Source organism: Acinetobacter variabilis (genome assembly GCF_000369625.1).
GTDB lineage: Bacteria > Pseudomonadota > Gammaproteobacteria > Pseudomonadales > Moraxellaceae > Acinetobacter > Acinetobacter variabilis.
Window position 1 is genome coordinate 1 of the sequence record NZ_KB850116.1, and the last position, 3,199, is coordinate 3,199.

Annotated in this window: 3 protein-coding genes; all 3 read right to left on the reverse strand. The window is 38.0% G+C overall.

The annotated features are described in order from the left end of the window. Positions 1–390: 390 nt before the first annotated feature. Positions 391–1,535, reverse strand: a protein-coding gene (locus F897_RS17220) for an IS3 family transposase (RefSeq protein WP_122959110.1) whose coding sequence is annotated in 2 segments (ribosomal slippage) — positions 391–1,271 and positions 1,271–1,535 — 1,146 coding nt in all. Because the reading frame shifts where the segments join, the coding sequence is not laid out codon by codon here. A 92-nt stretch (positions 1,536–1,627) separates the two neighbouring features. Beyond that, positions 1,628–1,864 (reverse strand): hypothetical protein, encoded by a 237-nt coding sequence (locus tag F897_RS15470; protein WP_005237451.1) that lies wholly within the window; start codon positions 1,862–1,864, stop codon positions 1,628–1,630. Between the two features lie 39 nt (positions 1,865–1,903). Further along, positions 1,904–2,836, reverse strand: a complete 933-nt coding sequence (locus tag F897_RS15475; RefSeq protein ID WP_004781041.1) for an IS5 family transposase — start codon at positions 2,834–2,836, stop codon at positions 1,904–1,906. Positions 2,837–3,199 lie beyond the last annotated feature (363 nt).

Sequence of the window (3,199 nt, forward strand, 5' to 3'; positions counted from 1 at the left end):
CATGCACGTGTAGCAGTCCTCAACAGATTTACGGAATTAGGTCGACCACTTACCCAAGTTACGCCTTAAATTTGGCTCAATTAGGGGCGCTTTGCCTTTCAAATCTTTGTGCAACAAAGCCGTTCTTAACTTGGATGTTCATTTAATTATAAATATATATTTTTTTTAATTTCAATTGGATAATTCTTAATTTATTCTAAAATTAACATAATACAGCTTATACGAAATTATTTTAATTTTTCATTTAAAATCAATCATATAATTACACAACAAAAAGCCCGATCACACTAGATTGGGCTTTTTACGTGAACAGTCATGTTCCATGCCTGAGAGGTGGTCCCACTTGTTTGAACAACTAAAAGCGTATTTATAAGTGATATTCCGCTCTAGTTAAGCCACCTTGTTTTGTTGGGGTAGCTGATCATAGTAAAACTCATTTGGTGTCATTTTGTCTAGACTCGAATGAGGTCGTTTCAAATTATAAAACTCAAAATATGCACTTAATTGCTTTTTCGCATCTGTGACACTGCTATAAGCTTTGAGATACACCTCTTCATATTTAACGCTCCGCCATAATCGTTCAACCATCACATTATCTACCCATCGACCTTTACCATCCATACTGATTTGAATGCCATTTGATTTCAATACATCAATAAATGCATCACTGGTGAACTGACTGCCTTGGTCTGTATTCAATATTTCAGGTGATCCATATTTTTCAATCGCTTCATTTAAAACCGAAATACAAAAATCCACATCCATACTAATCGATACCCTATGCGCAAGTACCTTGCGGCTATGCCAATCAATCACAGCACATAAATAAACAAAGCCTTTTGCCATAGGAATATACGTTATATCCGTAGACCACACTTGATTACTGCGCAGAATAGCCAACCCTTTGAGCAGATATGGATATTTACGGTGAGCTTGATTAGCCTGGCTTAAATTTGGTTTGCAATATAACGCCTGAATACCCATTTTCTTCATTAAAGTACGTGTATGACGTCGTCCTATATGATGCCCTTGACGATTCAACAAATCACGCATCATACGACTGCCTGCAAAAGGATATTGCATATGTAATTCATCAATACATCGCATCAGCTTCAGATCTGATGAGCTAACAGGTTTTGGGCGATAATAATAACAACCACGGGAGACTTTCAGCAGCTTAGCTTGCTTAGATACTGAAATCTGAAGTGAGTCGTCGATTAACTTTTGTGGTTGAAGCGGCCCAGTTTCTTCAACACACCTTCTAAAAAATCAATTTCTAATGCCTGCTCACCGATTTTTGCATGTAACTTTTTAAGATCAATGGGGGGTTCTGATGGAGCTTTTGATTGATCGAAAGCTTGCGAGGAAGCTGAGATCAATTGATTTTTCCAGTCAATAATTTGGTTTTGATGAACATCAAATTCAGCACTCAATTCAGCAAGTGTTTTTTCTGCTTTAATCGCAGCAAGTGCTACCTTAGCTTTAAAATCATTTGAATGATTTCTTCTTGGTCTACGTGCCATAAAATACTCCATATATTGATGTTTATAACATCATTTGAGGAGCAGAATATCACTTATAGGAGTTGTTCAAATTTACGGATCCATCTCTCCTGTATGGATAGTCACTACATTTCCAGGCGTTCAAGTTTCTTAATGATTTCAGCTTTCGCTTTATCCAATAACTCTGGATTCGTTTTAAATGATAGTAATTCTTTAGGCTTATTCCCGAGAAAATACGCTATTCGCTCCGCATTGGCTCCCGAAGGATGGGGTAAACCACTTAAAACCTGATTACTATTGAGGATACCGTCCTGAATCAGCATTTCAAATACCTGACATACTTTCGGCCGGCTTTGTTGCATAAAGGTTTGAAAGGCTGATTTCCCTTAAGCTACTCAAATTTAAGAGACAACTTGGGTATGAGGGCGCTCTAATTCTGTGAATTTATTCAAAACTGCCATGCGTGCATGGATCTCATTCACCTGACTTGGAAAACTCCGCGCTGTTAATTTATCGCCTAATAATTTGATGCAATGCATCTTGGTTTCAACCAAACTTCGACGGTGATAACCAGACCACTTTTTCCAAAGCGATCTGCCTAGCCGTTTGACTGTCTTTAATAATTCATTCCGCTCTATAGACCTCGCTTGCTGATCCTTCCAAGGCTTTGCATTCTTTCTAGGTGGAATGATCGCATGTGCATCTCGATCTAAAATGACTTGTCGGCAGTGCTTTGTGTCATAAGCACCATCTGTATAAACAGAATCAATTGGTTCATCCAAGGGAATTTGAGCAAGTAAATCTTCGAGTACTTGAGAATCACTGACATTATTTATGGTGAGTTGTACTGTACGTATTTGCAGGGTTTTAGCATCCATAGCAATGTGAAGCTTACGCCATTGGCGACGATATTCAGCCCCATGTTTCTTGCGTTTCCATTCACCTTCACCAAGAAACTTCAAACCAGTAGAGTCTACGAGTAGATGCAGTCCATCACTACTTTTTTGATAGCTAATCGCAATATCAATATGCTTTTGTCTACGACAAAGGGTGGAATAATCCGGAGCTGTCCAATCTAATCCGGAGAGTTTAATCAGACTTTGAACAAAACCTGTGACCATACGTAAAGAGAGTCGGAATAGTAATTTGATCATTGAGCAGCATTGAATCGCTGTATCGGAGTAGGTTTGATTTCGACCTTGCTTGCCTTGTGATTGTGCATACCACTGAGTCTTTGGATCAAACCAAATGGAAATATTACCTCGGTTAATTAAGGCTCGGTTATAGGATGACCAATTGGTTGTACGGTAGATTTTAGAGGCAGGCTTATTCATTTTGAAATTATATTGCTGAATAAGCTTTTGATGCTAGGTTTGTGCAACACAGCCCTTCTCAATTAAGACCTAGTCATAAGTTCATAACTTATGTAACTTTATAATTTCATCTTGCTGGCTAATTAATCCAGATCAGTTCTTCGTACTAGTGGAACATGTAATTTTAGTGCTGCACTTCCATATATGGACAAATCCCTGACAAGCATTACCGGGAGAGGTTTCGATCGCATCACTCTCCTCAGGATTACATAAGATTGTAAGTTTTGTAAGTTACATAACTTATGTAACTTTATAATTTCATCTTCCTGGCTAATTAATCCAGATCAGTTCTTCGTACTAGTGGAATATGTAATTTTAGTGCTG